This is a genomic window from Candidatus Synechococcus spongiarum (assembly GCF_900047545.1).
GTDB classification, from domain to species: Bacteria; Cyanobacteriota; Cyanobacteriia; order PCC-6307; family Cyanobiaceae; genus Synechococcus_B; species Synechococcus_B spongiarum_C.
Map to the genome: position 1 here is coordinate 1 of NZ_FITM01000134.1, position 7,447 is coordinate 7,447.

At 64.2% G+C, this 7,447-nt stretch carries 10 protein-coding genes and 1 pseudogene; 1 reads left to right on the forward strand and 10 read right to left on the reverse strand.

Annotation, left to right across the window (positions count from 1 at the left end; genetic code table 11):
• Positions 1 to 295: pseudogene (locus tag FLM9_RS05575) on the reverse strand (2,3-bisphosphoglycerate-independent phosphoglycerate mutase); the annotation flags it as partial.
• Positions 296 to 512: 217 nt separating this feature from the next.
• Here FLM9_RS05575 and pyrR point away from each other — a divergent pair.
• A complete protein-coding gene (gene pyrR, locus FLM9_RS05580) occupies positions 513 to 1,067 on the forward strand; it encodes a bifunctional pyr operon transcriptional regulator/uracil phosphoribosyltransferase PyrR (RefSeq protein WP_074457643.1) in 555 nt (184 codons plus the stop codon).
• 30 nt (positions 1,068 to 1,097) lie between these two features.
• Here the strand turns inward: pyrR and FLM9_RS05585 are convergent, their stop codons facing one another.
• The 9 genes from FLM9_RS05585 to prfB form a co-directional block, all read right to left on the reverse strand.
• A complete protein-coding gene (locus tag FLM9_RS05585; RefSeq protein WP_074457644.1) occupies positions 1,098 to 1,319 on the reverse strand; it encodes a ferredoxin-thioredoxin reductase variable chain in 222 nt (73 codons plus the stop codon).
• A gap of 120 nt (positions 1,320 to 1,439) precedes the next feature.
• Positions 1,440 to 2,273, reverse strand: coding sequence for a hypothetical protein (locus FLM9_RS05590; RefSeq protein WP_074457645.1), 834 nt, complete (start codon positions 2,271 to 2,273; stop codon positions 1,440 to 1,442).
• Between the two features lie 14 nt (positions 2,274 to 2,287).
• Entirely contained in the window at positions 2,288 to 3,931 is a 1,644-nt protein-coding gene (locus FLM9_RS05595; RefSeq protein ID WP_257243024.1) for an Hsp70 family protein, read from the reverse strand.
• An 8-nt stretch (positions 3,932 to 3,939) separates the two neighbouring features.
• A complete protein-coding gene (locus FLM9_RS05600) occupies positions 3,940 to 4,704 on the reverse strand; it encodes an MBL fold metallo-hydrolase (protein ID WP_081340227.1) in 765 nt (254 codons plus the stop codon).
• A 52-nt stretch (positions 4,705 to 4,756) separates the two neighbouring features.
• Complete coding sequence (locus FLM9_RS05605) at positions 4,757 to 5,356, reverse strand: anthranilate synthase component II (protein WP_074457646.1); 600 nt, start codon at positions 5,354 to 5,356, stop codon at positions 4,757 to 4,759.
• A gap of 2 nt (positions 5,357 to 5,358) precedes the next feature.
• On the reverse strand, positions 5,359 to 5,772 hold the full coding sequence (locus FLM9_RS05610) for a diacylglycerol kinase family protein (RefSeq protein ID WP_081340228.1): 414 nt from the start codon (positions 5,770 to 5,772) through the stop codon (positions 5,359 to 5,361).
• A 10-nt stretch (positions 5,773 to 5,782) separates the two neighbouring features.
• Positions 5,783 to 6,352 carry an rRNA maturation RNase YbeY gene (gene ybeY / locus FLM9_RS05615; protein ID WP_257243025.1) on the reverse strand — a complete coding sequence of 190 codons (570 nt, stop codon included), beginning with the start codon at positions 6,350 to 6,352 and terminating at the stop codon, positions 5,783 to 5,785.
• Between the two features lie 3 nt (positions 6,353 to 6,355).
• Positions 6,356 to 6,514, reverse strand: coding sequence for a DUF3285 domain-containing protein (locus tag FLM9_RS05620; protein ID WP_074457648.1), 159 nt, complete (start codon positions 6,512 to 6,514; stop codon positions 6,356 to 6,358).
• The coding region (gene prfB / locus FLM9_RS05625) for a peptide chain release factor 2 (RefSeq protein WP_074457649.1) at positions 6,511 to 7,447 on the reverse strand (937 nt) is incomplete at its 5' end. The genes FLM9_RS05620 and prfB, both read right to left, overlap by 4 nt.

The following is a 7,447-nucleotide window of genomic DNA, read 5'->3' on the forward strand; positions in this document are numbered from 1 at the left end:
CATTGCGTTGGAAGGACCCATCCCGAATCGCATGGCCGATGCGCACCAGTTCCTGGCGCACAACCCGCCCGGAGCCAATGGTGATGTGACCCACTTCGGAATTGCCCATCTGCCCGTCCGGCAACCCCACGGCAGACCCACTGGCCTGAATCAAGGTGTGGGGACAGGTCTGCCACAGGGCATTCATGTTGGGCGTTGCGGCCATGCGGACGGCATTGTCCGTCGTGCTCTCGCAGTGTCCCCACCCATCCAGAATCGCCAGCACCACGGGCGCCTCTTGGAGTTGACGATTCATCGGCAGACGATGACTGCCAAAGACGGCATCCTGGCTGCGGGCAATGGGAACTGCGGTCACCGGTGATCGTTCTCCTCGGTTGGGGTGGTTGGAGGGGGAATGGTTGTGGTCAGCTGCGATTGAATGGAGTGGTTTCGATGGCGACTTGCACAATCATGGGACCTCCTAGGCAGCTTGTCTCCATCCCGGCCCATTAAGTGAGCATTTCCCAACGTTCATGGTTCCAGATCAGCCCTGTGTGGTGATTCTTTCGGGTCCGGCACTGCGCCGCACCATGACCCGCCTGGCTTCCCAGGTGCTGGAGGCTGCCCATGACTCCAGCCAGTTGCTCCTGCTGGGGATTCCCAGCCGTGGCGTCCCTTTGGCGAAGGTGTTGGCCGAGGAGTTGGGGCACCTGGCAGGGCAGGTGATTGAAGCGGGCAGCCTGGATCCCACCTTTCACCGGGACGACCTGCGCACGGTGCCCACCAGACTGCCCCAGGCCACCGTCTTGCCCGTGCCTGTGGATGGGCGGGAGGTGGTGCTGGTGGACGACGTGCTGTTCACCGGGCGCACGGCCCGGGCGGCCCTTGACGCGCTCCTGGCCTGGGGCAATCCCCGCACGGTGCGACTGCTGGTCATGGTGGATCGGGGCCATCGGGAGCTGCCCCTCCAGGCGGATTTCGTGGGCCGCAACGTGCCCACGCGGCGCCGTGAGTTCATCCGGCTGTACCTGAGACCAACGGACCCGGAAGAGGGGGTCGTGCTGCTGCCGGCAGCGCCCTCCCCTTGAGCACAACCCGCCGGTGGGTCCAAGGGCCGATCAGCAGAGTTCCAGCTCGTCGGCGTGGAAGTGGAAGCGGGTGCGGCCAAACACCACTACCATGGGGAGGGTGGCACTCAGGGGCTCTCCCTCCTTCCAGGTCCTGATGATCTCCTTCACTTCACCCTGCTGACCATGCATGTCAAAGGGTTTCAACCGGTGCTTGGGGTGGCTGTAGACAATGACGGATTTCTTCACTCGAACCCGGTCACCCGGCTGCATGGCAATTGTCCATTGAGACTGTACGGGGTTGATTTTGTCACACACGACACAGGGGAAAGGGCCGGGTCCGAGGGAGCGTTTCAAGACGACTCCGTTCTTCACCAGGGTCCTGACAGGTTCTTAACGGCGACAGACGCTCTCGGGACCGTAGTTCACAATCATGCCGCCCAACTCATGGCAGGCCTGGGTATAGGCCTGCCATGAGTCCATGCTACGGATCAAATGAATGCGGACGCGGTGATCCAACTCGTCAAGGGGGACGTTGTGGCGAGCACTGCCGCTGTGTCCATCGCGCTCCACCCCTTGCCCGGTCAAGGCCCGGGTGACTGTCACAATTTCGTCCTGAAGTGGTTTGGCATGGGCCCGCCACCAGGGATGATCCAGCTGGTTGATGGTGTTGAAGGCTTCCCACCAGCGCTCCTCGGTCCTGAGGCGTTCGGCCTGTTCATAAAGTTGCTGGTTGAGATTCCAGCGAATCCGAAGACTTTCAATCAAGGTCTTCCGCTGTGGTTCCTGGCCGTCACTCAGGTCCTGCAGCAGGGTCACGGCCGTAGACAACTCGCCCCGACGGTAATGTTCCACCGCCCGATCCCGTCGCTGACGCACCCATTCGGAGAGTTGCAACTGGTCCGCGGCAGCCATTTGGGGTGAGTTCACAAGGCGCTCCAGAAGGTCCAGGGCTTTTTGGTGCTCACCGGTGACCCAATAGTCACTGGCCAGGACGCGACGGCAATGGGCCAACTGGCTGGCTTCGGCAAGCTCCAGGGGACGGAGACGGGCCAGTTGTTCGCCGGAGGCCACGCAGGCGATGTGGTCTTCGTCCGTGACGGAGCGCTGCAAGCGGTGCATCAACTGACGCTGCCAACCGTAGACCATCGCCTTGAGTACCAGGACGACCGTGGCCGCCACCGCCGTGAGCTGGAACAAACGTCGCCGCAGGGGGGAGCGGTTCATGGTTCACGGTTGGCTCAGCGCAGCGGGCCAAGATCAAGATGAGATTTTAATTCTGCACCAGTAAATTCTGCGTCGAATTGTTCATGAACCAGGCTTGTGACTTGGAGGCGAAGATGGCGATCATCCGTGATGCTGAACGCCAGCAGCAAGGCGTCTTGACCGGGTTGGGCCTGCCGGGAGAGCGGCAGGGGTGGAAAGCTGGTGGGCCAGGGGCTCATGCTGGCTGGTGGGGCCTGCTCCTCCAGCAACTGTGGCTGCCCATCCACAAACACCACCTCCCGCCGCAGATCGGCGCTCACCTCTGCCAGCACCAGTTCAAGGGCGGGTTGGTGGGCATGGGCCGGGGCAAGGCGTATTTCCAGGGGGGATGCTGTTGGCCACGGCTGGCCAGCCCAGTAGAGGGGGTGCCAGCCGTGGGCCTGTTGGCGACGATCCCAGTAGCGAAGCGCCACACCACGGCTCAGCACGTCCCGCACTTGCACGTTGGGGGTCAGGGCCAACGCCCCGTAGGCCACCGCCGTCAGGGGTTGCCCGTCACAACAGGGCACACCAGGCAGCCGCTGCTCCAGCCAGCGGCGCACCAGGGGCAAACGGCTTGTGCCCCCCACCGGTAGCACAGCGGCCAACTGCAACAGATCCAAGCCGTCACGGCGGGCGGCAACGGCCACCTGCTTCAACAGATTGTCCAGCAGGCGGACAAAACCCTGCCGTTGCAGGAGACGCTCCAGGGCGGAACGCTCCAACCGCCACGGCGTCACGCCACCTTCAGCCTGGATGACATCCACTGTCGCCTGCTCATGGCTGCTGAGCTGGCACTTGAGTTGCTCCGCCCCCCGCAGCCAGGCCTCCGGCAGTGGTCCCTTGGTGTAGGGGGCCATGTGGGCGGCAACCCAATGGTCCAGGTCACGGCCACCCACCGCCGCACCCGCTTTCCCCACCACCTGGGCCACCCGCAGGTGCTGGGAGGATCGCACCAGGTCGTTCCCGTTAAAGCGGAGCAATTGGGAGATGGGCTGGGCCTGACCTTCTCCACCCTGAATCCGCACAAGGGCCAGATCACTGGTGCCGGCACCCAGATCCACCACCAGCACATGGCTGCCGGGGGGCAAGCCGGAGCCGATGGCCGCCGCCGTGGGCTCATCCACCAGGGCCAGTTCCGGGACAGGGAGCCTGCCGCCATGATCCAGCAGCCAGCGACGGTAACCGGCAAAGGCATCCACCGGCGCGGTGAGCACCAATCGCTCCGGTGGCGTTTGCCACTGAAGGGCCTGCCAGAGATGAGCCAAAAATAAGGCACCGCCCCGTTCAGCCCACTCCACCCGTGGAGAACGGGGACGGGCGCCAATGGAGCACTTGAAGTGGCAATAGAGCTGTGCAGGGGGCTGGGGAGGCTGGTGCGTGGTCTCCAGGAGACCGGCCTCAATCACTTGGCGTCCCACAAGGCAGGGGTGTGGAGACGACGACTGTTGGGGTGTGGTGCAGTCGTTGGCGCAATACAGCAGGGTGGGAACAATGGGATCATCCAGGGCGCTGTAGGCCGACAGGCGCAGCAGACGGGGCGGCCCGCCAGCGGCTGGCTGATGGGCCACCACCGTGTTGCTGGTTCCCAGGTCAATGGCCAGGGAGCCGCCCTGCATCTGTGCGTCCCTGTCCTCCATGTCCATAGTCAGCGTGAATCCAGCTCCAGCACATGAACAGCGGTGCTTTCACCCAGCAGGGCGTCGCTCAGTGTCATGGTGGAGCCTGGGCGCTCCACGGGGATAGCGTCAGGGAGGGCTTCAAGGAAGGGGTTGATGGTGGCCAGATCACACCCTTCGGACGGTGGGGCCGTGGCGTATTGCACAGGAATCACCAGGCGGGGCTTGACAGCGCCGACCACCTGGGCTGCCTGAGCCCCGTCCAGCACCTTGCTGCCCCCGCCAACGGCCACCACTAGCACGTCCACGCCACTGAGCAGGATGCGTTGCGCCGCTGTGAGGGGGGGCACTGCAGCACCCCCCATATGAGCCATGCGCAGACCGGCCTGCTGCCAAATCCACACCACCCCTTCCCCGAGGCGACGCCCCCCCACATGATCATGGGGGACTGCAAAGCCCTCAACCTGCCAGTCATCGGCCAGCCGATAGGAGCCAGGGGAGTTGAGGAAGAGGCCATGGGCCACGGGGGCGCCCTCGTCAGGCAGGTTGCTGCTGGCCAGAATCAGATCCACGGCAAGGCGAGGTTCCGTCAGACCCGCAGCACAGGCAACGGCCTCAAAGGGGTTGATCAGCAATCGCCCTTCGTCACTCTCGAACAGCAGAGCGCTGTGGCCGTAGGTGGTGACCTGCACGGTGGGCTCCGCCGTGGCTGGTGCGCCCACACCCCAGCACCAACCCAGCACCAGGCTGACGACGGCAGCGCACCATCCTCCAAGAAACCGGTCGTACACCATTGCTGTCTGTTCAGGTTGACGGATTTGCCTTGCAATCAGAAAGTAGCAGCACTCAAGCGGCGGCCAGCCGCAGGAAGTTGGCCAGCAATTGGTGCCCCACCTGGGTCAGTACACTTTCTGGGTGGAACTGCACCCCCTGCAGGTGGGGATGGGCGCGGTGGCGCAGACCCATGATGGTCTGCTCACCATCCTCCAGCCATGCGGTGACCTCCAGGCAGTCGGGCAGGGTGGAGCGCTCCACCACCAGGGAGTGGTAACGGGTGGCAGTCAGGGGTTGGGGCAAACCGCAGAACACCCCTTCCTGCTGGTGATGAACCGTGGAGGTCTTGCCGTGCATGGGTTGACCGGCACGCACCACCCGGCCACCAAAACACTGGGCCATGGCCTGGTGACCCAGGCACACCCCCAGCATGGGCGTGGTGGGCCCCAACCGGTGAATCACCTCCAGGCACACCCCCGCCTGATCTGGGTCGCCAGGACCTGGAGAGAGCACCACCGCCGCTGGCCGCAGGGCAGCCAGTTGCGGGACAGTCAGCGCATCGTTGCGCTCCACTCGCAAGCTGGCGGCAAGAGGATGATCCACGGCCAACTCCCCCAGGTACTGCACCAGATTGAAGGTAAAGCTGTCGTAATTGTCGATCACCAGAAGCATCGCTATCCTCCCCCAGCAAGGCGTTGCCACAGGGGGGGAGACAACAGAAGCAGGGCAATGAGAACCGAAGCCATGGCGGCCACCAGCACTGCTGCTGCCGCGCAATCCTTGGCGACCTGGGCGAGGGGATGAAACTGTCGTCCGATGGCCAGGTCCACCGCGGCTTCCGTGGCGGTGTTCAGCAATTCCAGCACCAACACGGCGGCCACGGTGAGCACCAGCAGCCCCAACTCCAACCCGTTGAGGCGCAGCCAAAGGCCCAAGGCCAGGGCCAGGCTACCCATGGCCAGTTGCAGGCGGAAGTTCCGTTGACTGGCGAAGGCGTAGACTAGCCCCTGGGCCGCATACCGAACACTGGCCGGCAGACCTCGGGCCACCTTGTAGGCACCAACCCTCGTTTCTCGCCCCCGGTGCATCACTGACGTTTCAGGTGAACTGGTGGTTTGCAAAAGGCTCCCCAGGCAATGACCAAACCTTAGCCCGATCCTCAGGGGTTGTCTGGCCGGTGGCCTCCAGCAGAAGGATTTGACGCTCCATCATGGCCGCCAAGCTGACGTCGTCGGGGTGGTCCCAGCCCAGCAGGTGAAGGAGGCCGTGGCTCAGCAGCCAGACCAGTTCCTGGCGCAGGGACCAGTCACTGGCCCCGGCTTGGCGCTCAGCCGTTTCCCAGGCAATGACGATATCCCCCAATTCCAGCCCTTCCCCTGGGGCCGGCGCCAACCAGGGACCCTCCTGACCACTGGCGAAGGCCAGCACGTCCGTGGCGCCATGGCCATGGCGCCACGTCCGGTTCAAGCCCGCCATGGTGGCGTCGTCCGTCAGGGTGACCCCAAGGCTGTAGGTTCTGCACCGCTGCCGGGGCGCCAATTCCGGCTGCAGGGCCAGTAGCCAGTGCCGCACCAGTTGATGGCAGAGGGTCTGGCCAAGAAGATGGGGCCGGACACTGCTCCAGGCCAGGTCCACCGCCAGGTCCGTCTTCAGGGGGGAACTGGCCACGGTTCACAGGCTAGGGCGGTCCAGGCTGGCCAGGAGCAGCAGCACGGCCACAAGACCAGTGGTGGTGAGGGCCATGTGCAACAGGGAGGTGCGACCCTTGCGCACCATGTTTCTCATGGCCAGCTTGACGTAACTGTCCTGGGGGGGGCTGGGGTTGGTCATGGGGACAATTCGGCTGTCTCCAGGTTGGCGTGGAGGGAGGCCTGGATGAAGGGATCCAACTCCCCGTTCATCACGGCTTGCACGTCCGTGGTTTCCGTATTGGTGCGCAGATCCTTGACCATCTGGTAGGGGTGCAGCACGTAGTTGCGAATCTGGTTGCCCCAGGCCGCAGCCACCATATCCCCACGGATATCGGCAATTTCTGCCGCCCGCTGTTCCTGGGCAATGACCAGCAGCTTGGCCTTGAGTAGCGCCATGGCCCGCTCCCGGTTCTGCAACTGGGAGCGCTCCTGGGTACAGCGCACTGCCACGCCGGTGGGCAGGTGGAGAATGCGCACGGCGGTTTCCACCTTGTTGACGTTCTGCCCCCCAGCCCCCCCGGAGCGGGAGGTGGTGATCTCTAGGTCCTTGTCGGGAATCTGCAAGTCCAGGTCCTCCTTGAGTTGGGGCATCACCTCCACACCGGCAAAGCTGGTCTGGCGCTTGTCGTTGGCGTTGTAGGGGGAAATGCGCACCAGCCGGTGGGTGCCCTTCTCGTGCCGCAGATAGCCGTAGGCATGGCGACCAGAGATCTCCAAGGTGGCGGACTTGATGCCGGCTTCCTCCCCTTCGGACCGTTCCGCCACGATGACGGTCATGCCGTTGCGCTCCGCCCAGCGGCTGTACATGCGCAGCAGCATTTCAGCCCAGTCCTGGGCATCGGTGCCGCCGGCGCCGGCATTGATGGTGAGCACGGCCCCTTCCTTGTCGTAGGGACCGTTGAGTAGCCGCTCCAACTCCCAGCGATCCAGGGCACCCTGCAGGGTGGCCAGGGCGTTGTGGGCTTCCTCCAACAACAGCTCATCAGCCTCGAGCTGGTGGAGTTCCAGGGCCGCCTGGGCATCCGCCAGAGTGGCGGACCACCGCCGCTGGGCCCCAAGCTGGACCTTCACG